The organism is Paenibacillus macquariensis (assembly GCF_900156375.1).
Taxonomy (GTDB): Bacteria; Bacillota; Bacilli; order Paenibacillales; family Paenibacillaceae; genus Paenibacillus_AQ; species Paenibacillus_AQ macquariensis.
The window spans coordinates 25155-50600 of record NZ_FTNK01000005.1; the positions used below are offsets into that span (position 1 = coordinate 25155).

Annotated in this window: 28 protein-coding genes and 1 pseudogene; 20 read left to right on the forward strand and 9 right to left on the reverse strand. The window is 40.0% G+C overall.

The features are described from left to right. The first annotated feature begins 28 nt into the window (after positions 1-28). On the forward strand, positions 29-487 hold the full coding sequence (locus BW961_RS10825; protein WP_068586739.1) for a cupin domain-containing protein: 459 nt from the start codon (positions 29-31) through the stop codon (positions 485-487). Between the two features lie 177 nt (positions 488-664). After that, entirely contained in the window at positions 665-1156 is a 492-nt protein-coding gene (locus BW961_RS10830) for an LURP-one-related family protein (RefSeq protein ID WP_068586742.1), read from the forward strand. 3 nt (positions 1157-1159) lie between these two features. Here BW961_RS10830 and BW961_RS10835 read toward each other — a convergent pair whose 3' ends face one another. The 3 genes from BW961_RS10835 to BW961_RS10845 all read right to left on the reverse strand — a co-directional run bounded on the left by BW961_RS10835 (position 1160) and on the right by BW961_RS10845 (position 2743). After that, positions 1160-1399 (reverse strand): hypothetical protein, encoded by a 240-nt coding sequence (locus BW961_RS10835; protein ID WP_068586746.1) that lies wholly within the window; start codon positions 1397-1399, stop codon positions 1160-1162. 129 nt (positions 1400-1528) lie between these two features. After that, complete coding sequence (locus tag BW961_RS10840) at positions 1529-1963, reverse strand: threonine/serine exporter family protein (protein WP_068586749.1); 435 nt, start codon at positions 1961-1963, stop codon at positions 1529-1531. 21 nt (positions 1964-1984) lie between these two features. After that, the gene (locus tag BW961_RS10845) at positions 1985-2743 is read right to left on the reverse strand and encodes a threonine/serine exporter family protein (protein ID WP_068586754.1); all 759 of its coding nucleotides are present in this window, start codon (positions 2741-2743) and stop codon (positions 1985-1987) included. A gap of 287 nt (positions 2744-3030) precedes the next feature. Between BW961_RS10845 and BW961_RS10850 the strand changes: the two genes are divergently transcribed. The 4 genes from BW961_RS10850 to BW961_RS10865 all read left to right on the forward strand — a co-directional run bounded on the left by BW961_RS10850 (position 3031) and on the right by BW961_RS10865 (position 6328). After that, complete coding sequence (locus BW961_RS10850) at positions 3031-3432, forward strand: GntR family transcriptional regulator (RefSeq protein WP_068586757.1); 402 nt, start codon at positions 3031-3033, stop codon at positions 3430-3432. After that, on the forward strand, positions 3429-4127 hold the full coding sequence (locus tag BW961_RS10855) for an ABC transporter ATP-binding protein (RefSeq protein WP_170878555.1): 699 nt from the start codon (positions 3429-3431) through the stop codon (positions 4125-4127). The genes BW961_RS10850 and BW961_RS10855 overlap by 4 nt, the downstream gene beginning before the upstream one ends. Beyond that, entirely contained in the window at positions 4124-4873 is a 750-nt protein-coding gene (locus tag BW961_RS10860; RefSeq protein ID WP_068586760.1) for a hypothetical protein, read from the forward strand. Before BW961_RS10855 ends, BW961_RS10860 begins: the two co-directional genes overlap by 4 nt. 264 nt (positions 4874-5137) lie before the next feature. Beyond that, on the forward strand, positions 5138-6328 hold the full coding sequence (locus tag BW961_RS10865) for an MFS transporter (RefSeq protein ID WP_068586763.1): 1191 nt from the start codon (positions 5138-5140) through the stop codon (positions 6326-6328). A 70-nt stretch (positions 6329-6398) separates the two neighbouring features. Here the strand turns inward: BW961_RS10865 and BW961_RS10870 are convergent, their stop codons facing one another. Continuing rightward, positions 6399-8135, reverse strand: a complete 1737-nt coding sequence (locus BW961_RS10870) for a methyl-accepting chemotaxis protein (protein WP_068586765.1) — start codon at positions 8133-8135, stop codon at positions 6399-6401. Positions 8136-8420: 285 nt separating this feature from the next. On the opposite strand from BW961_RS10870, the gene BW961_RS10875 reads away from it, so the two are divergent. The 5 genes from BW961_RS10875 to BW961_RS10895 all read left to right on the forward strand — a co-directional run bounded on the left by BW961_RS10875 (position 8421) and on the right by BW961_RS10895 (position 12752). Then, the gene (locus BW961_RS10875) at positions 8421-9590 is read left to right on the forward strand and encodes a glucose-1-phosphate adenylyltransferase (protein ID WP_068586768.1); all 1170 of its coding nucleotides are present in this window, start codon (positions 8421-8423) and stop codon (positions 9588-9590) included. Continuing rightward, entirely contained in the window at positions 9587-10690 is a 1104-nt protein-coding gene (glgD, locus tag BW961_RS10880) for a glucose-1-phosphate adenylyltransferase subunit GlgD (RefSeq protein WP_068586772.1), read from the forward strand. Before BW961_RS10875 ends, glgD begins: the two co-directional genes overlap by 4 nt. 110 nt (positions 10691-10800) lie before the next feature. Continuing rightward, positions 10801-11313, forward strand: coding sequence for a mismatch-specific DNA-glycosylase (locus BW961_RS10885; protein WP_068586774.1), 513 nt, complete (start codon positions 10801-10803; stop codon positions 11311-11313). Between the two features lie 173 nt (positions 11314-11486). Further along, the gene (locus tag BW961_RS10890) at positions 11487-11927 is read left to right on the forward strand and encodes an Rrf2 family transcriptional regulator (RefSeq protein ID WP_068586775.1); all 441 of its coding nucleotides are present in this window, start codon (positions 11487-11489) and stop codon (positions 11925-11927) included. 174 nt (positions 11928-12101) lie between these two features. Beyond that, positions 12102-12752: a nitroreductase family protein gene (locus BW961_RS10895; protein WP_068586777.1), complete on the forward strand. Its 651-nt coding sequence runs from the start codon at positions 12102-12104 to the stop codon at positions 12750-12752. A gap of 83 nt (positions 12753-12835) precedes the next feature. Here the strand turns inward: BW961_RS10895 and BW961_RS10900 are convergent, their stop codons facing one another. Both BW961_RS10900 and BW961_RS10905 read right to left on the reverse strand, forming a co-directional pair. After that, a complete protein-coding gene (locus BW961_RS10900) occupies positions 12836-13696 on the reverse strand; it encodes a DegV family protein (RefSeq protein WP_068586780.1) in 861 nt (286 codons plus the stop codon). A 30-nt stretch (positions 13697-13726) separates the two neighbouring features. After that, complete coding sequence (locus BW961_RS10905; RefSeq protein WP_068586784.1) at positions 13727-14146, reverse strand: hypothetical protein; 420 nt, start codon at positions 14144-14146, stop codon at positions 13727-13729. Positions 14147-14315: 169 nt separating this feature from the next. Here BW961_RS10905 and BW961_RS10910 point away from each other — a divergent pair, with 169 nt between their 5' ends. Beyond that, positions 14316-14699: a DUF423 domain-containing protein gene (locus BW961_RS10910; RefSeq protein ID WP_068586786.1), complete on the forward strand. Its 384-nt coding sequence runs from the start codon at positions 14316-14318 to the stop codon at positions 14697-14699. Positions 14700-14737: 38 nt separating this feature from the next. On the opposite strand, the gene BW961_RS10915 is transcribed toward BW961_RS10910, so the two are convergent. Next, complete coding sequence (locus BW961_RS10915; RefSeq protein WP_068586789.1) at positions 14738-15298, reverse strand: hypothetical protein; 561 nt, start codon at positions 15296-15298, stop codon at positions 14738-14740. Between the two features lie 202 nt (positions 15299-15500). Here BW961_RS10915 and BW961_RS31570 point away from each other — a divergent pair. After that, positions 15501-15620, forward strand: a pseudogene (locus BW961_RS31570) (YunC family protein); the annotation flags it as partial. 836 nt (positions 15621-16456) lie between these two features. Then, the gene (locus tag BW961_RS10920; RefSeq protein ID WP_068586792.1) at positions 16457-16759 is read left to right on the forward strand and encodes a YunC family protein; all 303 of its coding nucleotides are present in this window, start codon (positions 16457-16459) and stop codon (positions 16757-16759) included. 87 nt (positions 16760-16846) lie between these two features. Here BW961_RS10920 and mtnA read toward each other — a convergent pair whose 3' ends face one another. Together mtnA and mtnK are read right to left on the reverse strand one after the other, a co-directional pair. Continuing rightward, complete coding sequence (gene mtnA, locus BW961_RS10925; RefSeq protein ID WP_068586795.1) at positions 16847-17923, reverse strand: S-methyl-5-thioribose-1-phosphate isomerase; 1077 nt, start codon at positions 17921-17923, stop codon at positions 16847-16849. Beyond that, the gene (gene mtnK, locus BW961_RS10930) at positions 17920-19149 is read right to left on the reverse strand and encodes an S-methyl-5-thioribose kinase (protein ID WP_068586798.1); all 1230 of its coding nucleotides are present in this window, start codon (positions 19147-19149) and stop codon (positions 17920-17922) included. The genes mtnA and mtnK overlap by 4 nt, the downstream gene beginning before the upstream one ends. A gap of 277 nt (positions 19150-19426) precedes the next feature. On the opposite strand from mtnK, the gene BW961_RS10935 reads away from it, so the two are divergent. The 6 genes from BW961_RS10935 to sufB all read left to right on the forward strand — a co-directional run bounded on the left by BW961_RS10935 (position 19427) and on the right by sufB (position 25356). Further along, on the forward strand, positions 19427-19888 hold the full coding sequence (locus tag BW961_RS10935) for a Dps family protein (RefSeq protein WP_068586801.1): 462 nt from the start codon (positions 19427-19429) through the stop codon (positions 19886-19888). Between the two features lie 300 nt (positions 19889-20188). Continuing rightward, the gene (gene sufC / locus BW961_RS10940; RefSeq protein WP_068586804.1) at positions 20189-20968 is read left to right on the forward strand and encodes a Fe-S cluster assembly ATPase SufC; all 780 of its coding nucleotides are present in this window, start codon (positions 20189-20191) and stop codon (positions 20966-20968) included. Positions 20969-20992: 24 nt separating this feature from the next. Then, complete coding sequence (gene sufD / locus BW961_RS10945) at positions 20993-22300, forward strand: Fe-S cluster assembly protein SufD (RefSeq protein WP_068586807.1); 1308 nt, start codon at positions 20993-20995, stop codon at positions 22298-22300. Continuing rightward, the gene (locus BW961_RS10950; protein ID WP_068586810.1) at positions 22297-23517 is read left to right on the forward strand and encodes a cysteine desulfurase; all 1221 of its coding nucleotides are present in this window, start codon (positions 22297-22299) and stop codon (positions 23515-23517) included. Before sufD ends, BW961_RS10950 begins: the two co-directional genes overlap by 4 nt. Beyond that, positions 23507-23938: a Fe-S cluster assembly sulfur transfer protein SufU gene (gene sufU, locus BW961_RS10955; protein WP_068586811.1), complete on the forward strand. Its 432-nt coding sequence runs from the start codon at positions 23507-23509 to the stop codon at positions 23936-23938. The genes BW961_RS10950 and sufU overlap by 11 nt, the downstream gene beginning before the upstream one ends. A 20-nt stretch (positions 23939-23958) precedes the next feature. Then, positions 23959-25356, forward strand: a complete 1398-nt coding sequence (gene sufB, locus BW961_RS10960; protein WP_068586814.1) for a Fe-S cluster assembly protein SufB — start codon at positions 23959-23961, stop codon at positions 25354-25356. Positions 25357-25446 lie beyond the last annotated feature (90 nt).

Sequence of the window (25446 nt, forward strand, 5' to 3'; positions counted from 1 at the left end):
AAAATATAAGTGAAATGGGAGAGAAAATATGACACAAGAGCAGTCACCATTAGTTAAATTGTTGAACTTAGAACCACATGTTGAAGGTGGTTGGTGCAAGGAAATATGGAAAGCATCGTACGAAATACCTAAATCCGTATTAGGTCCAGAATATTCTGGTGCACGTGCTGCCGCGAGCTCGATCTATTTCTTACTACATCCAGGTGAAGTTTCTGCATGGCATGTCGTACTATCCGATGAATTGTGGTTGTATCATTCTGGTGGTCCGATTGAATTGACTTTAGGTGGAACGCTTGAGAATCCTGAAGCGGGTCAGAAGATCATTCTTGGTATGGATATTGAGAATGGGCAAGTTCCTCAAGCGCTAGTACCTGCTAATGTATGGCAGACCTCGGTAGCGGTAGGAAATGAGCCTGGTTTCGTTACTTGTGTTGTAGCTCCAGCTTTTCACTATGATGATTTCAAACTTATTGACTCAGCGAAATAGAGAAGAGAGTTCTTCATTTCATTGCAATCGAAAGAGCCTACATAGATCCATATGTGGGCTTTTTGCTTATATCAGACAAGTGTAACATTAAAGATACATAGTCATTTATTGGATGTTTATGGTAAAATAGGATGAAATATATCATAAGAAATTCTATCTCACAAGGGAGCGATGATTATGGAATTATATTTTAAAGATAAATTTTTCAATTCAGGAATCTCAGATATTATGAATCATGATGGAGAAGTTGTGGGAAGTATGGACTTGAAATCCGCCTTCGGTTCTTCACTGGATGTATTTGGTCATCAAGGACAGATCGTGTGTGGTGGAAAGTTTCGTTCGTTCTCAAATAAATGGATCATAACTGATGACAGAGATGGACAACTAGGTGTACTGCGAAGACGAATGAGTTTTCTTACAAAAAAGTATGAATATGATGCAGGAAATCGAGGAGTCTATGAGATTACATCACCCGCATTTTCCAAAGAATATAGTATACAGAGCAGTAATAGTGAGATCGTTGCTTCTTTTGCTAAAGTAAGCAGTTGGATACAAACGGGAGCATTTCGCTTAGTTAATGATTCCAAGGAATTAGATAGTTATGAGCTAGTGGCGGTTGTCATGGGCGTGCATGAGATACAGAAGAGGGATTCACAAAACGCAGGTTAAATATTACGAAGTCATCCGACCGTTTATTTTTATATGTACATAGAAAAAGGAATCGCTGCCGCTGCGCTCGAGGGCTGGATTCCTTTTGTGTTTATTATGGAGTTGTGTGCGTCTTTGTTGAAGTGTAGGTGTTACTTTGGAAAGGGGATTAATACCTAACCATGATCCTCGTAGTAACTCTGGGTTTACTTTACCTTGTTTCTCGAGTTTTTGTCTTATTTTTTTGGCTTTACTTGATGACATCGTTGTGTTCCTCCTTAGATTTGAACTTCCCTTCTATTATACGTCCTATTTTGATTTTGGCTATACTTGTGAAATAGCTAATAATTGGAAGATCACAAGAAGGCTTAAGCATTATATGTATCTCCTTGTTTATGTTAATGGAGGAGCTTTCTTGCGAATGGTCTGGTTTAACACTTCGGATAATACGAGACCTAAGGCGATGGATCCAGAAAGCATAAAGGCTTGAACGGCGAAGTGAATCGCTTCGTTGTAATCATTTTGTACGAATCTACGCATCGCATTATAAGCTAATCCACCGGGAACCAATGGAATGATACCAGATACGCTAAATATAATAACCGGCATTTTATAATACTTCGCAAATATTTGGCTAATTACTCCGACGAGGAAGGTGGCCGCAAGCGTAGCTAATATGGGGTCTACGTCGTATTCTAGAAGAAGAATATATGCCATCCAACTGAGCGTCCCTACCAAGCCACATTGGATAAGAGATCTCTTTGGAGCATTAAAGAGTATAGCAAATCCTGCGGTAGCAATGAAACACGTGACTAATTGTTCAATCATGATAGAAGGACCTCTTTCAATTTAAAAAATAGTGAACACAACTGCAATTCCTGTTCCAATTGCAAAAGCTGTCAGGAACGCCTCTGCTCCTCTAGATAACCCAGATACGAGATGCCCGGCCATTAAATCGCGTACTGCATTCGTTATAAGTAAACCAGGTACTAGCGGCATAACGGAGCCAATGATAATCTTATCTAACGATTGTCCCATTCCTGCAGAGGTTAGAAAGAATGAGACGATTCCGATAAGGAAGGCCGCCACCAATTCGGCGAAAAATTTGACCTTTACTAAACGATGGAAATACACAAATGCGCAATAACCTAGTCCTCCACAAATCATACCCGGTATGAAATCAAGCCATCCCCCTTGAAACATGATCGTAAAGCAGCCACTTGCAATCGATGCCGCCATAATTTGAAACCCTATGGAGAAGGCGTGAGCCTCTATATCCACCTGATGGAGCATGGACTGTGCTTCCATAACAGAAATTTCCCCGGTACTTAGCTGTCTTGAAATGGCATTCACAGCTACCACTTTTTGAAGATCCGTTGTTCGTTTCACAATTTGGATCAACTGAGCTGATCCAGCCCTATCCAGTTGAAAAATGATTCCTGTAGGCGTCACGTAGCTGTTCGAGTTGGTAAATCCAAATGAGGCTGCTATACGTGACATCGTGTCCTCTACACGATAGGTTTCTGCTCCGCTTTGGAGCATGATCTGACCTGCTAAGAGGCATACAGAAATGACTTCATGAGTCGGTTGCTCAAGCTTAATCTCCAAGTCTAATCTTCTCCCCTAGGATGATATCAATTCTGCTAATGAAGAACATTTATTCCCAATTACAGAGCCATTATATCATGAGATAAATAAAAAGCGGAATACATAAAACACAGGTGACATGTTTGGATATTTTGAATCCATTAGCGTGTAACTCCAATTGGCGTATCTGAAAGTTTATTTGTATTTTTTTTGGATAAAAGGCTAAAAGTACTTTACAACGTCACAATCATAGTGTACTATTTAGCTATGACAGTGACACTGATGCAGTGGAAGGAGATATGCCAATTGTGAGTATTGAATTTGATAATAATATGCCGATCTATTTACAGATCATGAATTACATCAAGAGACAGATCGTAACAGGCACATTGAAGCCGGGAGACAAGATACTATCGGTTCGTGAATTAGCAGCTGAATTGCAGATTAATCCGAATACGATTCAGCGCACATTTCAGGAACTAGAGCGTGAAGAGATTGTAGAGACGAGACGTGGTCTCGGAAGATACGTGACAAGTGAGGAATCTAAAATTATGGAGATTAAGAAGGAAATGGCAGGCGCATTGTTAGATCAATTTATTAACGGTATGAAGGAACTTGGATTTGCAAATCAAGACATTGTATCGATTGTTGCTGAAGCGGTAACGCAAAGCCCTGAACTAGGCCAAGAGAGAGGAGTGAATCCAACGTGAGTAGCTTATTACAAATGAATGGTATAACCAAATCTTACGGTTCCAAGACTGCATTAAATGACGTATCTCTAGAGATTGGACCGGGAAAGATCGTAGGACTTCTTGGGAGCAATGGAAGCGGGAAAAGTACGCTCATGAAGATGGTCACAGGGTTGTTACAACCAACCAGAGGAACATTAACTGTTGCTGGATTACCTGTAGGACTGAAGAGTAAAGCGTTAGTGTCCTTCATGCCGGATAGACCTTTGACAGAATCATGGATGAAAGTGCGAGATGCCATTACCTTCTTTCAAGATTTCTATGACGATTTCGATATTGTGAAAGCTCGAGAAATGCTTCAATTCATGAAGATAAATGAAAGTGATCGTGTCAGCGTATTGTCGAAGGGGATGAATGAACGGTTACAGCTCACGTTAGCATTATCACGTGATGCGAAGCTCTATTTACTTGATGAGCCGATTGGTGGAGTAGATCCGGTCGCCCGAGGTAAAATATTAGATGCTATCGTAGAGTACTACAACGAAGACAGTAGCATCATTATCTCTACACACCTTGTGCGTGATATTGAGCGGATCTTTGATGAAGTGGTCTTCATCCGCGAAGGTGAAATTGTCATGCATGAAGAAGTAGAGAATTTACGGATCAAATATGGAAAAAGTGTAGATGACATGTTTAAAGAGGTGTATGCAGAATGATGAAATTGTTGAAATATGACTTTAAGCGAAATGGTGCGAAGCTATTAGGCGTTGCTGTTGTACTCATTCTTGCCCAGTTATCGATAATGCTATTAATTAATAACATTACGCTGATAACAGTGTTTAGTATGCTTGCTTATATGATCGCTGGAGTGATTTTGTTTATAACACCGATCCGCACCTATAGTTATAATCTTAAAGCCTATCACCGTAAATTATTACCTGTTCATTCATTGAAGACTATTATTTCACCTATCGCGATGGGATTTATATGTTTGCTGATATTGGGCCTTATTATGCTCATTCACGGATATGTATACCTTACGGTTTATGAAAATACACGCATATTTGACATCATTAAAATGTATCCTATGGATACGATAATGTCACTGTTATCTGCATGTTGGATTATGATTAATATGCTTATTACGATCTTTTTAGCGATTACTATTGCTACTAGTATTCGTAGTAAGGGTAGCTTTTGGATCGGAATTGTGGTCTTTTTCATTATCGTGAATGGGTTATCTTGGATAGAAAATCTGTTTTTTGGAGAGTCCCAATGGGGGATATTCCAAATTTTCTCGGATGAATCTAATTCTGCAGTGGATGGTATAGTAACAAATGTGAATTACAATCCGTCATCTCTTACTGGAGGAATGATAGGATCATTCATCTTTGAGTTAGTATGCTCCGTAGCTTTCTTGTATATTATGGTGAAACTTATTGATCGGAAAGTAGAAGCATAATAAGAGAAGTGAAAGTATGATAAATGGCCTTATACGCAGTTAATTTGCGTATAAGGTTATTTTTTTATTTTCATTTAGGCCTCGATATGACTCAACTAATTAGAGAAAAGTGCATTCGTGGTACGACTTAGCACAGTCCGTGGTCTAGAGATTCAAGTAAGATAGGAGTAGAATAGTACCTAATGTTACCAATCTTGAAGGAACTCTTTCATATAACTTAAGAGTAGTAAGGTACATAAGGGTGTTGTGAAAGGATGTGTGACCATGTCATATTCTTGGAAACGTAATTTAGTTGTCCTTTGGTTAGGGGTCTTCTTTTGTAGTACAGCGTATTCTATTTCAATCCCCTTTCTGCCCATATTTCTGAACACAGAACTTGGTGTGGAAACAAATATTGAGATTTGGTCAGGATTGGCGTTCGGTATTACATTTCTAGCTAGTGCGTTAATTTCCCCATTTTGGGGTTCTCTAGCAGATAAATACGGTCGTAAACCCATGCTGATACGCTCGGGCTTCAGTCTTGCGGCATTATATTTATTAAATTATTTCGTTACAGATCCATATTGGTTCTTAGTCGTGAGAATTCTACAGGGGTTATTAGCTGGATTCGTACCTGCTGCGATAGCTATGGTAGCAACGAATACACCGGAGGAAAAGACAGGTTATGCATTAGGGATCATGTCTACTTCTGGAGCAACGGGTAGTATTATTGGACCACTCATTGGAGGTTTTGTAAGTCATTATTACGGGAACAGGAATGCTTTTCTGTTCTCAAGTATCATTGTGTTAGTCTCCGCACTTATTGCAACTTTGTTTGCGAAAGAACATAATTTCGATCGGACTGCTGTTCGTTCTCATGTAAGAGATGATCTTAAGATGGCAGCGAAGAATAGTACATTCATGACACTGATGGGGCTCGTATTCATCACAACGTTCTCGGTGATGATCTTAGAACCTCTCATTACGGTCTATGTTATGGAGATGGGGGTCACGAAGGCCAATGCTTCGCGTACCTCAGGTATTATTTTCTCGGCGGTTGGTATTGCAACAATTATCATGGCTCCTCAGTGGGCGAAAATAGGTAGACGGATTGGGTACGGAAAAGTATTATTTCTTGGCTTAATCGGCGGCGGATTGGGGAATTTATTGCAGTTTTTTGTGACAGGTTATATCGGATTTGGTGTGCTTCGATTTGGTTATGGGCTGTTCTTTGCAGCTGTATATCCCACGATCAATGCAATGATTGTAAACGTGACAGATTCGAACTTCCGGGGTAGGGCATTCGGACTGAATCAATCCGTCTCCCAGATGGCAACAATGGCAGGGCCTATTATTGGCGGATTGTTAGGGGCATGGATGCCTATCCGGTGGATATTTATTATTAATGGATTGGCACTGATCGGATCTGCTCTGCTTGTGAGATCAAAGATGTTAGAACGGCAAGTGGACGTATAAAAATACAAACAGCCTCGAACGCGTTATATCTCGCGATCGAGGCTGTTGTATTATAACCGTATGATTGAAGTTACAGCGTAAAAGAGGATGTGTTGTTCTTCAAGCTTGTTGATGTATTTTTTAAAGTATGGGTAAGTTCATATAATTGATCAGATATTTCGTTCTGACCTTGAGAAATTCCACTTACAAGTTGCATACGCGTATTTACATCAGAAGATGAGGTGGATAGTGTCTCAACCGAAGTAACGATATTACTCATGCTCGTAGAAATCTCGCCTATGGCTAGCGTAATTTCGCTAACTTGATCAGCTAGGACGGAACTCTGCGATTCCAACTCTTGGAATGTGGTGCTGGACTTCTCAGAAATATCCTTCGTTTCCTGAATGACGCTTGAGAAGGTAGCTAGACTTTGACCACAGGATGTCATATTAGAATGGATAAGAACTAAGTCTGAATTAATCTCCTCAGACAGCGATTTGGTATTCTCCGATAGTTTACGAATTTCGTCAGCAACTACGGCAAAACCTCTTCCATGTTCACCAGCTCTCGCTGCTTCAATCGAAGCATTCAAGGACAATAGATTAGTCTGGGTATTCACATCTTGAATACCAGAAAGGGTATGCTCGATATGGTTATACCGCTCGGACATGGTATCAAACACCTTCATTAGCTGTTCGAACTCAATTCCCGTCCGATCAACTAAATTAACGACTTCAGTCATGTGCCCAACGCCAATATGTGATGAAGCTTTCATCAATTGCATGTTGTCATTAATATATTCACTGGATGCCGCGATTTGTTGAGAACTAGCAGATACTTGCTCGGTTACTGCAGATATAGACGTAGTCTCGTCAAGCTGAGATAAGAGTACTGGTGCGCTGTTATCAATTTCCTTCTTCACTGTAACGGAGGCCTCTTTGTTATCTTGAGCAATGCCTTCCATACGTTGAGATATATCCATGACATTGTTACTAATATCAAGGGTGGATTGAATAGTAGTCCTAAGATTGGCTCCCATCATAGAGAGTTTCTGATCTATTGTGCCAAATTCATCTTCACGCATGAAACTACCTTCATACGTGAAATCACTATTATGATAGGAATCAATACGCTTCATGATGTCTGATAGTCCCTTTCGAATTCTAGTAATGAACTGCATAATCATAAAGAACGGTATAATGATAAGGAGTGCACTAGTAACATAAATGGTAATGTTTACTTGAGATATATTCTGGCTAAGACGAGTCTGATTTTTTTGTAACACGTTCCGGAATTCGTCATTTATTGTGGACTTACTATAGGATAATACGGAAGAGTAGGTACTCATGAGCTTCTGTTTTAATAAGCTCTTTTCGAAGTCCTCTAGGTCAGGTGTTATCCGTGGATGGACATCAACCATGGTACCATAGACCATTTTCAAAACATTGACATAATGCACAAACTTACCTTCCGGTAAATTCAAGTACTTGTCGAAAGCATTGAATTGTAAAGTTAGAGATTCCATATCCTTAGGGAGGGCTGCAATATCCTCCACTATAGTTTCCTTATGTTCTTTGTTTCCTGTCTCCAATATATCGATCATCCATATTAGATCCCGCTGCATTTTATCGGCTACTTCCACGTAACCTTTTTCTTGCTGAGTTGCATATTCTGAATCCTTTATACTCTGTGATACTGCTCGGTTGGATACAATATTGCTGGTTGTTGCTCCAACACTTACCAAGGTTATGACTACTAACATCAAGATAAGTTGTTGGGTAATGGTTCGATTCTTTCGGTAACTTAATATTTTTTTGAAAAAATTCATGCGTGTCTCTCTCCCTTATATATGTCTGTCTTATTACTATCGGAATAATAGGCGGAAAATTGTAATTGTATTGTGAGATTACTGCGGAAAACAACCACTAGCAGACATATTCTTGTCCGATTTTTCATATGGATAGAATGAACTAAGAGGAATTTAATTCTAAAAACCAGTAATATATTTCCTATGAAGCCCCGCGTTATTATCTCATTAGTTAGTTCATGAAGGCACTCAGACGGCGGAGACAAGCTGTGAAGAGAGCCATTTCTTGAGAGGGAGGGTCATGTCATGAAGAATAAAGAATGCATAGCGATGTTATTAGCTGGAGGCGAAGGGAAACGGTTAGGAAAGCTTACGAAAAAGATAGCTAAACCTGCCGTTTTTTTTGGCGGTAAATATCGGATTATCGATTTCACTCTTAGTAATTGTACGAATTCTGGTATAGATACCGTTGGTGTACTAACGCAATATCATCCTCTAGTATTGAATCACTATATTGGCATTGGGAAACCGTGGGATTTAGATCGGAAAGAAGGCGGCGTGTCTATTCTACCTCCATTCATCAAGCGAAAGGGTGGCGATTGGTACAAGGGGACCGCAGATGCCATTTATCAGAACATGGACTATATTAAACAATACAATCCTGAATACGTCCTCATCATATCGGGTGATCATATTTATAAAATGGACTACGAGCGTATGTTGCGTTTTCATAAAGAACAGAAGTCAGATGCAACGATTGCAGTCATTGAAGTGAAGTGGAAAGAAGTGAATCGATTCGGAATATTAAGTGTCGATGATAACCACAGAGTGACTGATTTCCAAGAAAAACCGGAAGAGACGACAAGTAATCTCGCTTCTATGGGGGTGTACATTTACACCTGGAAGGTACTCAAACAATACTTGGAGAATGATGCAGCTCAATCGAAATCAAGTCATGATTTTGGTAAAGATATTATCCCTGCGATGTTAAATGATGGTATACAGTTAACGGCCTATCCTTTTGATGGATACTGGAAGGATGTTGGGACCATTGATAGCTTATGGGAAGCGAATATGGATTTATTAGATGAGGAGACGACATTGAATCTAAATGATCGTAAATGGCGCATCTATTCTCTCAATCCGAATCAACCGCCTCAATATATCGCGGCTTCCGCAGTCATTTCAAATTCCCTTGTAAATGAAGGTTGTATGGTATTTGGGGAAGTAAGGCATTCGGTCTTGTTCTATGGGGTAGAGATTGGACAAGGAAGTGTCATTATCGACTCTGTTATTATGCCTAATGCCAAGATTGGAAATAATGTCACGATCTACAAAGCGATCGTAGGTGAAGGGTCCATTATTGGGGATGGAAGTGTCGTGGGTTCACCTGATAGTAATGAAGTTACGTTAGTAGGTAACCATGAATCTATACCTTCCGAATTCTTATCCGTAAAGGAGCAGATGGGGATATGAAGAATGTAATGGGCATAATAAATATGGTAAATGAGCCAGATCAATTGGAAGAACTTACGTACCATCGTAATATTGCATCTGTTCCATTTGCTGGGCGGTACCGTCTAATTGACTTTATTTTATCAAGCATGGTTAATTCAGGGATTACAAATGTTGGCATATTCACCCACACGAAATATCGTTCATTAATGGATCATTTAGGATCCGGGAAAGAATGGGATTTAGATCGCAAGCGTTCTGGACTCTTTATTCTACCTCCTATGAAAGAAGGGTTGGATCCAACCAACGGTGATTTGCAAACGCTAAATGCCCATAGGGATTATTTACATCGGAGTAGTGAGGAGTACGTATTGATTTCTCGCAGCTACATGGTATGTAACATCGACTTCAATGGATTACAGGAATTTCACAATGATAATAAATCGGACATCACAGTGGTATATAAAGAAACGAATGATATCGATTCATTCTCTACACGGATTGGGATGGATGATCGTGGTAGAGTAACTTCGATGTGGGAACCGAATGCATCTCCGTATGGAAATAAAGTATCAATGGAAATGTTTTTTCTGAAGAAAAGTCTACTGCTAGATTTAATAGAAACCTCCTTGGCGGAAGGTCATCATAGCCTCATGAAGGACGCGATCCGCGCCAATATCGGTCGATTAAATATATATGGATATGCGTATCAAGGTTATTTAGGCATTATTAATACACTGAACAGCTATTACAGGCATAGTATGAATCTTTTGAATCCGAACGTGTGGAGAGAGTTATTCTTTAAGCCTGGCCTTATTTATACGAAGATCAAGGATGAGGCACCCACCCGACATATTGATGGCGGTCATACAAGTAACGCTATGGTGGCAAATGGATGTGTGATAGAAGGAAGCGTTACGAACTCCATTCTTTTTCGTGGGGTACACATATGTAAAGGCGCGACCGTGAGAAATAGTATTATCATGCAAAATGGAGTGATCCACGAGAATACCTCAATCGAACATGCTATTATCGATAAAGATGTTGTTGTAAAAGCAGATAGAACGTTAATTGGACATGAACGAGCGCCCTTTATTGTTGTGAAGAGGAAAGTGATTTAATTGGAGATTTGAAACAATAGAGCCACCTACTTGAAGACGTCATTGTCTTTGAATAGGTGGTTTGTTACGATAGATATTAATGTCTCTTTATCTGAAGCGGGAGGTTCGTTATGTTTGAAATACCAGATCATTTAGATTATGGTCTATCCATCATATTTATCGGATTTAACCCAAGTCTGCGTTCAGGAGAAGTGGGTCATCATTATGCTAATCCTCGGAATAATTTCTGGAGAATTCTTCAACGATCAGAGTTAACGCCCCGACTGTATGAGGCTTATGAGGACCAGGATCTGCTCAATTTAGGGTATGGATTCACCAATATTGTATCTCGGCCCACACGCGGTATGGATGATATAACACGTGAAGAATATGCAGAGGGGCGCAAGATTCTCCATGCTAAATTGAGCAAGTATCGGCCGAAAGTGGCTTGTTTCGTAGGTAAAGGGGTATATACAGAATATAGCCGTACGTCTAAGGTGGATTGGGGATTCCAATCGGAATCCGTTGTGGAGGATATCTATGAGTTTGTTGCTCCTTCATCGAGTGGTCTTGTACGGATGCCTATGGATGAGATCATCGGAATATATGAGCAACTTAAGCTGTTCATATCTGAAGGATTGTAGATAAGCGGCTTACCTAATTGAATAGGTGATATATACAGAGAGAGTTTCCAGTTTCCAGTTTCCATTAAGATAGGTCATACCAAAGTAGACGTACTATAAGTCTTTTGTTAGAATAATGATGCATCTTAGAATGATACAGCTTCGTAGGATGAAATTGAAAGGTGAGATCAATAATGGTAAAAGAACGCATGACGGGATCACCCGAGTACAAATCATTTGGTCTTGCTGTACAGGCACTAGTAGTACTGGCTAATCATCAAGGAGATACTTGTCCTAGCTGTTATATTGCAGAGAGTTTACATTCAGAAGCCACTTTGTTAAGACGTATACTAGCTAATCTGGTGCGTGAGAATATACTAGAGACACGTGAAGGTAGAGAAGGTGGTTATCGGCTGAAAATAGACCCTGCATTACTTACCCTAGCTGAGGTATATAGAGCACTTGATGTCGGAGAAGCACAGTTCAAAACGATGCTTCATACGACGTGCGAGAATGAATTAGGGATACAGCTTAGAGCCGATTTCACAAAAATATTGGGTGAAATGGATCAAAGCATACTAGATACATTGGATAACTACACTATCGCAGATCTGGCGCAAAAAGAAGGGTGTTGACAAGTGTCATTTCTTTGAATTATACTGTGCAATATAAATTCACAGTTCATGAAGAAGTATCTGATGAACACGTTATTGTAACAGAATGAATCAGAGATTTTTTTTGGTTTTAACTGTGCGTATATTTACGCAGATATAGTAGAAGAGTTTAAAATTGGATATGGAGGAAATACAATGACAAATACAGCACTACAAGTGAAGCAGGATTTCGATACGGTGATCAGAGACAGACATTCAGTAAGAAAGTACGATGCATCTTGGAAAATGTCAGAAGATGAGATTAAGGAGATTCTGTCGGATGCGGTATTGGCTCCTTCGTCCTCTAATCTTCAACCATGGAGATTTATTGTTATTCAAGATCAAAGTCTAAAGGAACAGTTGCTTCCTATTGCGAATAATCAACAGCAGATCATTGATGCTTCCGCTGTGATTGCAGTGATTGGTGATTTGAATGCTTATGAGAATGTAGAGAAGATTCATGGTATTGCAGTAGATGCTGGCGTGATGACACCGGAGATCAAAGATATGATGGTGACGAACACGATGAAAGTGTATCCAAACGTAGGTGCTGAGAAACTTAAAGAGATTGCACTGGTTGATGGTGGTTTGGTCTCTATGCAACTGATGCTCGCTGCCAAAGCTAAAGGATATGACACAGTACCTATGGGTGGTTATAATGCTGTTCAGTTCAAAGAAATGTTCAATATTTCGGATCGTTACACGACCGTGATGCTCATTGCATTGGGTAAAGCAGCAGTAGAGGGACGTCAAAGTGTACGTTTGCCACTTGAAGATGTAGTTTCCTGGAATGAATTTAAGAATTAAAGTAGCGATAATAATTGAACGATAACCTTAAAAATCCCTGACGATATCTTCTCGTCAGGGATTTCTAGTTTAAGTTATGTATTCTAATGACCTAATGCCGTTTTTTTCGAATACATAATGCCGATCGTATGTGGTCCGCAGTGACTACAGACAACACAGCCTGCGCTGGACAGGTTTACCTTAGCTTGTGTGTGCTCTTGCAGACGAGCTTGCATGACAAGGGCATCTTCTTCAGCAAGGGAGTGAACGACCATAATATGGTCATGATCCATAAGATCTTTCTTTTCTAGTGCGTTCTGTAATAACTGTTCTACAGCTTTTTCACGTTTACCGCGAACACGATTAGCGGGTATCATTTTACCTTCAGATACTTTAATAACTGGACGAATCTTCAACAGGCTTCCGATGAGGTTCTGCATGCCTGAGCAGCGTCCACCTTTGTAGAGATATTCCAAAGTATCAACAACAAACTCGGTTTCAATCTCAGGCCGCACAGCCTCTAGAAGTGTAACTATCTCGTCCAAAGAACGACCGTCTTCAACACCCTTGATTGCTTTCATAATTAAGAGCCCAATGGCAGACGATAAATTTAATGAATCAAACACTGCGATCTGGTCTGATGGATACTCATCAGCTGCAATGCGAGCATTCTGATACGTTGAGGAGAGTTCTGAAGAGAGGCTAATAAAAAGAATCTGATCTCCCCGTTCGATGTGTGGAGTGAAGGCCCTCATGAAATCAGAAGGCGAAGGCGCCGCTGTCTTTGGTAAATCTCCATTCTGGTCGACTCTCTTATAGAGATCAATTGGGGTAATATCTAATCCATCTCGCAATGACTGTTCTCCGAAGATTACGTATAAGGGTATGATACCAATGTCGTATTGTTCAATCCATGATGTAGGCAGATCACTAGTACTGTCCGCAAATATTTTAATAGTAGGCATGTGGTAGTAAATCTCCCTTATTCGTATTTATTATATTGTAGCGTTTACAACGGCAATTACAAAAAATATAGCTAAACTTAGCAAGATAGCGGCATTCATAATCAAGCCCAAGATGGCGAATATTTTCTTTCTTCTTTTCAGTGAAACCCCAACAATGCCCAATATAACACCGATCAAGTTCATGAATAAGAACAAGATGACGATTGCTCCTGCAACGCCTAATTTTTCAATCATTTCTGCGCTAGGGGAAGTAAGATCTTCTGTAAGATAGGGTGTCATTAGGGAGCCGATTAGGGCGACGGATGCAATATAACCTAATAGACTAATCATACACAGAATAAAAGATGCTATCCCCGGACCCGAATGTTTTAAAATAATTGGAGCGGGAACAGCGGCGGGGTTAAAGAATGAACCTTCTTCAACGGTGTGCTGTGGTTCATTTGAATCCATGGTTAATCTCTCCTTAGAAATATTCAAGATACTATAACTCTTCCATATTTGGATGGAAAAATCAAGGATTGTTATATGTATTGGTGAGGGACTCCAAAGTGGTAAACGTGTAGGCTATGCGTTATTATTACGTAAGAAAATCAGATTTATGATGAAGGAGCTGGATTAATTGCAACGGACATTTGCAAAGTGGGGAACAATCTTGATGGCCTTATCGGTGGGGATTGGGGCTTTTGGAGCGCACTTATTGGAGCCAAGAATAGGTGCAGATGCTATAGGAGTATATGAGACGGGTGTTCATTATCATATGATCCATGCACTTGGTCTTCTAATGATCAGTATAACAGTAGGTCAGATTGGTGAATCGAAAAGCCTTAAATGGGCCGGATGGTTATTAGTAGCCGGAATTATATTGTTCTCAGGTAGTCTTTATGTGCTCAGCATCACGGGGATTAAAGTACTTGGGGCCATTACACCATTAGGTGGCGTAGCTTTCATCGCAGGCTGGTTATGTTATTTATCAGCTTTTTTACGGTCGGAAAAAGTTTCATAATAGAATTCAAAAAAAGAGGACTCGTGAGTCCTCTTTTTTTAATCCGTAAATGCATCGATTTCATTCAGCATAAATGAATATACTTGTTTCTCATCTACATGGTAAACGTTAACGAACTGTTGTTCTTCATCAAAATTCAATATCCTGCAAGGGATTTCCATGTGTTTACCCTTCCGATTTGCGGTCAAACGTACTAGACGATTGTCATTAATACAGGATTTAATCCATACCCTAGGATCTTCACTATGATTTGATGCTGGATTTTTGGTTGTTGGAGTTGAGATTGGTTCTTGAGTAAGTGAATTCTTTAATCTGGATTGCACGATTTCCTTCCCAGTTTTACCACCTAGCGTGGTTTTGGAAAGATGCTGGGAATTTGATTCTATTTTGGAAAGGGAATTCTTTTCCTTTGATTGAAGAAGTGAATCTATGATTTCGCCTAACTCTATACCAGATTGGATTCGGAAATCCATAACTTGTTTGTTTCCATTCATCATTTCAATTAACGATTGAAGCGCACGAGCATTGGATTCATTTTTGATTAAAATGTCGACTTTGAATAAATATCCTAGGTCCTCTGTATGTAGTTTACTATTCATATTTCCCCCAGCCTGTCAGTTAAATCTTATCTATATTATAAACTATACATAAACTATACATAAACTATACATAAACTATACATAAACTATACCATTATAATCAGGAGAAAAATAGTCCTTATGTCGTAGGTCTAAAGTGGATTTTATTGTATATTCGACAAAATTCTCATAATGTTGAGATAGATGTGAGGAGGTGTCCTGCATGATTAATATTGTGCCTATTGTTATCGAGGGTATAAACGTGACCGGGGTTGAAGTAAAACTTCCCAAAACGACGCTTCTGACCATTAATACTCCTAAAGGGTATATTATGTGTGGTGCACATAATATGTAGTAATTTAGTGAGTGTCAAAAATTAAGCGAAATTCACTATTTATTGTGACCGCATCTGTGACTTTGTGTGTGACCAAATAGGTTGAGTAAACATGTAGCTATTGTTGATTTATTATGGTATCAAATCAATACGATGAAGCTTCAAATGAAGTGGCTAATCTCTCTTAGGTGATTAGCCTTTTTTTTTGCGTTTTGTAAATATGAAACAAACTCTAACTATTCTATTATCACATGTATGGTAAAATAATCACACGTAGTGATAACGAAGTGGAAATAAAAATTGGATTCATTTTTGGTTAGGCTCTTGAAGTGTGCGGATCAAGGATTTAATGTTTCGGTTAAAAATTTAGTGCTTACTATAGAGGTTGAAGAGGTTAAGAGGTAATGTATATTGTCAAGTTTGTTATTAAACTGGGTCTAGGGATGATAATTGAAGAGTTTGAAGAAGAACTAACAAAAACCTGATTTTATGTATAATAGAAATTTGTTTTACAGAGAGGAAATTATAAATAACTGAGCGTAGTGATGGACTAGTGAACTAAAAACAACAAGAGGAGGAAACAGCATGAGTTCGGTAATGTTTGTTGCTGGTTGGGCTTTAACTGGAATTTGCATTGGTGGTTTAATTGTTGTATTTAAATCTAGGTTTAAGAAGTAAGAAGTATTATAAAACACGGATTTCATGTGGAAAGGGGAGTCTTGCATGGCGTGTGGTCTAACATAAGTTCCATCACTACCATAGTAACTTCTTATTGTAACATAGACACCCTCCGACCTCAGATTGAATACACATAATGTTGAGATAGACGTGAGGAGGTGTCCTGCATGATTAATATTGTGCCTATTGTTATCGAGGGTATAACCGTGACCGGTGTTGAAGTGAAACTTCCCAAAACGACGCTTCTGACCATTAATACTCCCAAAGGATATATTATGTGTGGTGCTCTGGATATTGGGCTATTAAATGAAAGGCTTTCCGATCGCCAGATTATCGCTGGAAGAGCTGTGGGTGTGAAAACGCTGCAAGAGTTACTGGATGCACCGCTTGAATCGGTTACCTATGAGGCGGAGAAGCTAGGTATAACCCCTGGATTATCAGGAAGAGACGCTTTGCAAAAGATGTTCTAGAGAAGCGATATGTAAAAAGACCAATTCGTATTGTCGAATTGGTCTTTTTGCTTTATGTGTATTTAGATTTCAATTCAATTAGAAGAATTATTTCGAAAAAATAGCAGCTAGATTTTCGTTGTAAGGCGCTTGAATAATGCCTTTTTCAGTAATGATAGCCGTTACATATTCATTTGGAGTGACATCGAAGGCAGGGTTAAATACTTTAATATCCTGGGGTGCAGTTCGTTTGCCGAACCCTTCGGTTATTTCTTCTGCCGGTCTTTCCTCAATAGGAATTTCATTGCCTGTCGCAGTGTTTAGATCAATCGTTGAGAGAGGGCAGGCAACATAGAATGGTATTCCATGTGCTTTGGCAAGTACAGCTACACTGTAGGTACCAATCTTATTGCATACATCTCCGTTAGCTGCAACACGGTCAGTTCCTACGATGACAGCTTGAATCCATCCTTTGGACATCACCATACCAGCCATATTATCGCAGATTAGGGTAACATCAATTCCGGCTTGTTGTAGTTCAAATGCAGTTAACCTTGCGCCCTGTAACACGGGACGAGTCTCATCAGCAAATACTTTTAACTTGATGCCCTGTTCGTGAGCAAGATACATAGGAGCAAGAGCCGTTCCATATTTGGCAGTAGCCAGACCACCTGCATTACAGTGCGTTAGGACGCCCATTCCATCATGGAATAATGGGAGTGCATGTTCACCAATCATACGACATACTTCTTCATCTTCGGATTGAATAGCTTGTGCTTCCGTAAGAAGTGCTTGATTGAGCTCAAGTATGTCATGTCCTTCTTGGATAAGTGTCGTAGCTTTGTTCTTCATACGATCTAGCGCCCAGAAGAGATTTACAGCAGTTGGTCTTGAAGTCGCTAGGTATTTGCAGACTTCAAGGACTTGATCCAACCAGATTTGGTTGTCGTTGTGATCTTGTGAAATACGACGAGCACCAAGGACTACACCATATGCAGCTGCGATTCCGATTGCCGGTGCACCACGTACCTTCATGGTATGAATGGCATCCCATACTTCTTCGGGAGTATACAGATCAAGCATAATAATGGATTCAGGCAACAATCTCTGGTCAAGCAGGATCAGTCTATCATCTCCCCAAGTAAGGGAAGATAAAGGTGCGTTCATTGCGTTTGTGGTAGTCATGTTGTAGCTCCTTGTCTAGAAGTTGGATTTGTATCTTGTACGATACGGAGCAATTCTTCAATAGAAGAGATATGCCGGTGATTTAGAATGAGTTGTTTCCCGATGGCCAGCGCCTTACGTTGTGCTGTCTCTTTCAATTCTTCACTTACGATTGTATCAATATCGGCAACATGAGCCAAGCCTACAATGCGGCGTATTATTTTGCAACCGGCAAATCCTACAGTATCCTGTAAGACGCGTGCAATGTACAAATCTTGATATCCAGGTGTGCGAGCCATGAGGTCTTGAACATCTTTATTCCATAATGCACGGAAGCTAGATTCGAATTTGTTCCAAACATTGCCCACCGTGAGTAGAAGTTGTGCTTCTTTCTCCTGAACTGCGAGTTCGGAATCATTCCAGCCAGGTTGTGCTACATAATTGAGTATGAGATTAGCTATTACAGCTCCAATATCAAATCCCATAGGGCCATAATATGCAAACTCTGGGTCAATTACTTTAGTGGATGTCTGAGTAACAAAGATACTCCCCGTATGTAAATCACCATGTAACAATGCTTGAGATTGGGTTAGAAACTTTTCTCTTAATAAAGCTACTTCTAAATGGAGGTCTAGATTATCACGTAAACTCTGCGCTTCATCCTCAATGGTAACAGGATAGTTGTTATTGTCTGAAATATGGTAGGGATCCTCAAAGATAAGGTCCTCTGTAATTTTACATAAATCTGGATTGATGAATTTTTTGGATTGTTCTTTTTTATCTACGGGATTTAAGGCTAGATCAGATGTGTAAAAGAGCGTATTCGCTAAGAATTCTCCAATATGCTCAGCAAACAAAGGATACTGTTCACCATTGAGTAGGCCTTGTCGCATAATGACATGATCGCTTAGGTCTTCCATAACGGTAAGTGCCAGCTCTTCGTCATAAGCATAGACGATAGGTACATGTCCATGGGAGAGCTGATGCTGAATTTGAAGCGCTTCTCGTTCTATTCTTGCTCTATCCAAGGAAAGGGGCCAAGATTCTCCTACGACTTTTGCATAAGGAAGGGCTTGCTTGACAATGATACTCTTAGCAGTATCTTGGTCGCTAATATGAAACACTAAATTTAGATTTCCGTCACCGATTTCACGGCATACGAGGTTGGATTCTTGAGAGAAGAAGTTAGGAATTTCTTTGACATATGCAATAGCTTCTTCATTATTAAAAGGATGATATGTGGACAAAGGATTCACCTCCGGTAAAATATAAAGAATGTTATCCCTACTCGTTAACTAGGTATAATTTAGTATAACGGAAATAAGACATATTTTGTACACTTAATTTGAGGGAAATGTGACCTTTGATGTTTCAACACATAGGTAGAATGGTTAAAGTATATATAGGCAAGCGGGTAACCAATGCCAGATGATTTAACTTAAGAAATGATCCAATTCTAATAACTCGCTTGTCTTTTTATAGGCAGTCTTGTATCACATATTACTGAAAAGGATGGGATTTATCATGACAAAATCAACTTCAACTACACAAAAGACTACATTAGAGCAAGTTCTGAATCAACAAGTTGCGAATTTGAATGTATTGTATGTGAAGCTACATAATTACCATTGGTATGTACGCGGAGAGAAGTTCTTTACATTACATGTGAAATTTGAAGAAATATATAATGATGTTACTTTGAAAATGGACGAGGTAGCTGAACGTCTTTTGACACTCAAAGGAAGTCCAGTTGCAACAATGAAGGAATTTCTCGATATTACGACAATTCAAGAAGCTGATGGTAAAGAGGATGCAAGTAAGATGGTGCAGAATCTGATCGAAGATTTGGCGACAGTGGCAGAAGAACTTGAAGAAGGCATCGATCTTGCGGAAAATGCTCATGACCACGTTACTGGAGACATCTTGATTACGATTAAAGGTGATTTCGAGAAACATATGTGGATGCTTCGTGCTTTACAGGGGTAATCAAGCAGGTTTAATGTAGAAGAAAATGGGCTTGGCTGAACTACTCAGCTAAGCCCATTTTCCTTATAACATGTATTTAAAAAATAAACAGTGATAAAAATCACAGCGCTAAGCGCATATATGCTTGATTTTAAATAACTTTAGTATAAAATTAATGAGAATCATTGAGAATCAGGCTGATTTAGTTTAGAATAAGTATAAACAACATAACACATGCTTGAAATTGGAGAGAGACTCCATTTCAAATATAGTTTTTCATTTTTAATACAAATAATCAAAATAGCGGAGGGAATAATAAACATGACTACAAATTTCGTCATTGAAGGACTTAAAGCATCAATCGAAGGTAAAGAAATACTGAAAGGTATTAACTTGAAGATGAAAGGTGGAGAAATCCACGCAATCATGGGTCCAAACGGTACAGGTAAGAGTACATTGGCTTCTGCTTTGATGGGACATCCTAAGTATGAAGTAACAGCAGGTACAGTATTGTTGGATGATGAAGAAGTACTTGAGATGGCTGTTGATGAACGTGCTCGTGCAGGACTATTCTTGGGTATGCAATATCCAAGTGAAATCAGCGGTGTTACCAATTCCGATTTCCTTCGTTCTGCAATTAACGCACGCCGTGAAGAAGGAAGCGAAATTTCATTGATTAGATTCATTCGTCAAATGGAAGCGAAGATGAAAGAGCTTGATATGAACCCTGAGTTCCTACACCGTTATCTTAACGAAGGTTTCTCTGGTGGAGAAAAGAAACGTAATGAAATTCTACAAATGATGATGTTAGATCCTAAAATTGTTATTTTAGATGAAATAGATTCCGGTCTTGATATAGATGCACTAAAAATTGTAGCTAATGGTGTTAATGCAATGAGAAGCGAAGATCGTGGTTTCCTTATTATCACGCATTACCAACGCCTATTGGACTACATTAAGCCTGATTTCGTTCACGTTATGATGCAAGGTAGAATCGTGAAGTCTGGCGGACCTGAGTTGGCTCAACGTCTAGAAGCTGAAGGTTACGACTGGGTTAAAGAAGAATTGGGTATTGAAGACGAAACAGTAGGTCAAGCGTAAATATAACGGGAGGAGGACAAAGATATGACAACACAAACCATTCTTCCGGTTAATACCGAAAGTTTAAAAGAAATTTCGTTAGGAAATAATGAACCAGCTTGGTTAACAGAACTTCGCCTTGAAGCGTTGGAATTGGCGGGTCAATTGGAACTTCCTCGTCTTGAGAAGACAAGAATTGATCGTTGGAACACGCAAACTTATGGTGCCTATCAAGCAACGACTGTGATCGATTCTTTAGAGAATCTTCCAACGTCTGTTCAAGGATTGATTAAGGAAGAAAACTTAGAAGGTAGCCTTATTGTTCAACATAATTCTGGTGTAGTCTATACTCATCTTTCTGCTGAATTAGCTAAACAAGGCATTATTTTCATGGATCTTCATACAGCTGCAAGTGAACATGGAGATTTAGTGAAGAGCTACTTGCATAAGGCTATTGAGAAAGGCGAGAACGCCATTACTGCACTGCATGCTGCACTATGGAATGGCGGAGTCTTCCTATATGTACCTAAGAACGTAGAAGTTACTTTACCTCTTCAGGCAATTTTCTTAACAGATGAGGTACAATCAACGTTTGCTCCACATATATTGATCATTGCAGATACTAACAGCTCCGTAACCTATGTGGATAATTATGTGTCTGGTGAGATTGAGGGTAATGTGGTCCATAATGGATCTGTTGAAGTATTTGTAAAAGCTGGAGCTAAGGTTCGTTATGCTACGGTTCATCAATTGGGCGATCAAGTAACTGATTTAAGTTACCGTCGTGCTATCGTTGAGAATGATGGCGTGATTGAATGGATCGTTGGTGAGATGAATGACGGGAATACAATGAGCGACACAAGTTCTATTCTCAAAGGCAATGGTGCATCTACGGACGCTAAGATTATCGCTGTTGGATCAGGTGCGCAGAAGCTGAACTACACAACTAGAGCTCAGCATTTCGGCAAAAACACTCCAAGTCAAATGATTACACGTGCCGTATTACGTGAACAATCTACAGCTATTATCAATGGTATTACGAAGATTGAACATGGTGCTTCCAAAGCAGACGGACAGCAAACGGAGAAAGTATTGATGCTAAGTCCGAAAGCACGTGGAGATGCGAATCCAATTCTTCTTATCGATGAAGATGACGTTACCGCAGGACATGCTGCATCTGTTGGACAAGTGAATGCAGAGCAAGTCTATTACCTAATGTCTCGTGGTATTTCCCGTATAGAGGCTGAAGCTTTGATTATTTATGGTTTCTTGGCTCCAGTGGTATCTCAAATTCCACTTGAAGGCTTACGGACGCAACTTCAGGCATTGGTTGAAAGGAAGTTGGGACGATGAATCTTGACGTGCGGGAGCAATTCCCTATTTTGCAGCAGGAGATCAATGGACATCCATTAGTATATTTGGATAGCGCAGCTACTTCTCAGAAGCCTCGTGTGGTTCTTGATGCACTGCAGCATTATTATCAATGGGACAATGCGAACGTGCATCGTGGAGTGCATACGCTCGGTAGCCGTGCTACAGATGCATATGAAGGTGCTCGCGAAAAGGTGGCCCGTTTCATTAATGCCAAAAGTACACAAGAGATTATCTTCACTCGAGGAACGACATCGGCTTTAAATTTGGTTGCTTCATCTTATGCACGCGCTGTATGTGGTGTGGGCGACGAAATCGTGATTACACCTATGGAACATCATAGCAATCTCATTCCGTGGCAGCAGGTAGCTAAAGCTACCGGTGCTACGCTCAAATATATTACCTTGCAATCAGATGGATCGGTGGATCTGGCTGAAGTAGAAAAAGCTGTAACAGCTCAGACTAAAATCGTATCCATTGCACATGTATCGAATGTTATGGGAGTCGTGAATCCCGTAAAACAGATTGCTGAAATTGCCCATCGACACGGAGCTATTATTGTGGTGGATGGTGCTCAGAGCACGCCACATATGAAAGTGGATGTTCAAGATTTAGATAGTGATTTCTATGCTTTCTCTTCTCACAAAATGTGTGGTCCAACCGGAATCGGTGTACTTTACGGCAAGAAGGCACTGCTGGAGTCTATGGAGCCGGTTGAATTCGGAGGAGAAATGATTGATGAAGTAGGTCTCTACGATTCAACATGGAAAGAACTACCGTGGAAGTTTGAAGGTGGAACGCCTATCATTGCGGGTGCTGTCGGATTAGGTGCTGCTATTGATTTCCTTAATGACATCGGAATGGATAACATTGAACGCCATGAGATTGAATTAGCTTCATACGCCATGGATCGTTTGTCAGAGGTTAAGGGAATTACTATCTATGGTCCACGTACTCGTGAAGTTGGACTTGTCACCTTTAATCTAGGTGAGGTTCACCCTCATGATGTAGCTACCGTTCTGGATGCAAGTGGTATAGCCGTTCGGGCAGGACATCATTGTTGCCAGCCACTTATGCGCTGGTTAGACGTAAACTCTACGGTACGTGCGAGCTTCTATTTATACAATACAAAGGATGACGTTGATCGTCTTATAAGTGCCTTAATCCAGACAAAGGAGTATTTTGGCGATGCAACTTGATGATTTATACCGGCAAGTAATCATGGATCATTATAAAAACCCTCGTAACAAAGGAAAGTTTGAAGATGGCGCTATAACGGTCGATTTAAACAATCCTACATGCGGCGACAAGATCACACTGCAGCTAAAGGTGAATAATGGCATTGTAGAAGATGCCAGATATACTGGAGATGGATGCTCGATCAGTATGTCTTCAGCTTCGATGATGACAGCAGCAGTGAAAGGTAAAACCTTGGATGAAGCTAGGGAAATGACTGCACGATTCTCGCAGCTTATGCTGGGTGAAGACGTTCAATTTGATGATTATGAAGATATTGAAGCCTTATCTGGAGTGAATAAGTTCCCTGCACGCATTAAATGCGCAACGCTCTCTTGGAATGCACTACGGAAAGTGATTGACGAGGAACAGTTCAACAAATAATGATAGGGAGTTGACATAACATGGCTAAGAAATCACCAGAATTAGAAGAATATAAATATGGATTTCGCGATGAACATGAGTCCATATTCAAGACAGGAAAAGGGTTAACACGTGAAATTGTTATGGAAATTTCTCGTATTAAGAACGAACCAGAATGGATGCTTGAATTCCGTCTGAAGGCGTTAGAAACATTTGAGAAAATGCCTATGCCTAATTTCGGTGGGAACATGGATGATTTGGATTTCAATGAAATTCAATATTTCGTAAGAGCTTCCGATAAACAAGGGAAAACATGGGAGGAAGTTCCTTCTGAGATCAAAGAAACATTTGATAAGCTTGGGATTCCTGAAGCTGAGCAGAAGTTCCTAGCTGGAGTATCTGCACAGTATGAATCTGAAGTAGTCTATCATAGCATGCAGAAGGACCTTGAGGATCAAGGCGTTATTTTCATGGATATGGATACGGCACTTAGAGAGCATCCGGAAATCGTTAAAGAATATATCAGCACCGTTATTCCAACAGCAGATAATAAGTTCTCAGCTCTTAACAGTGCTGTATGGTCCGGTGGTAGCTTTATCTATGTACCAAAGGGTGTTAAATGTGAAATGCCTTTACAAGCATATTTCCGCATTAACTCAGAGAACATGGGACAATTCGAACGTACGTTGATTATCGCTGATGAAGATAGCCATGTTCACTATGTAGAAGGCTGTACAGCTCCAATATACAGCACGAATTCTCTACACAGTGCGGTTGTTGAAATCATCTGTAAGAAGAACGCACGCGTGCGTTATACAACGATTCAGAACTGGGCTCCGAATATCTATAACCTAGTTACGAAACGTGCTGTAGCAGAAGAAAATGCAACGATGGAATGGGTAGATGGAAATATTGGTTCCAAACTAACAATGAAATATCCTTCTGTTGTTCTTAAGGGCCGTGGAGCAAAAGGAATGGTATTGTCCATTGCGATTGCAGGTAAAGGTCAACATCAGGATGCTGGAGCTAAAATGATCCATTTAGCACCAGACACAACATCTACGATTGTATCTAAATCAATCAGTAAACATGGTGGTAAAGTAACCTATCGTGGTCTGGCTTCCTTCGGACGCCAAGCTGAAGGGGCTAAGTCTAATATCAAGTGTGATACATTGATCCTAGATAACGAATCTACTTCAGATACAATTCCTTATAATGAGATCATGAATGACAACATTACGCTTGAGCATGAAGCAACGGTATCCAAGGTATCAGAAGATCAACTCTTCTACCTTATGAGCCGTGGTCTTACAGATGCGGAAGCAACTCAAATGATCGTTATGGGCTTCATTGAACCGTTCACGAAAGAACTTCCAATGGAGTATGCAGTAGAAATGAACCGTCTCATCAAGTTCGAGATGGAAGGTTCTATCGGGTAAGTCCTGAAAGCGTTGGTGTAACAACGTTTGTGACCCGTTTGAGAAGTGAGGAAAAGTGTGCGTGCCGATTCAGATTTTTCTCTTAGTGTA